Below are 211 nucleotides of genomic sequence, written 5' to 3'. Positions count from 1 at the left end.
TCCGTCGTCGGCAGCGTCAGATGTGTATAAGAGACAGGCACCGGACGGCCGGGGATCGAGGACGAGCTGCGCCAGCTCGGTGAGCATCGACAGCGAGTGTGCCTCCCAGGCGGTGCTCCAGGCCCTGTCTCTTATACACATCTCCGAGCCCACGAGACGCGTAGTAATCTGGGGGGGGGGTGGGGGTTCTTGGGGGGGGGGGGGGGGGGGG

General features: G+C 67.3%; 1 protein-coding gene. It reads right to left on the bottom strand.

Going from position 1 to position 211, the window contains the following annotated elements; genetic code table 11:
* Positions 1-211, bottom strand: a 211-nt coding sequence (locus ACPYOM_RS23835) for a hypothetical protein (protein ID WP_481347880.1), incomplete at both ends; no start/stop codon positions are given.

It is taken from the genome of Monashia sp. HAY1-2A, assembly GCF_056755315.1.
The sequence above is the reverse complement of the archived record's forward strand: the minus strand, read 5'-3'. Positions and strand labels throughout refer to the sequence as shown.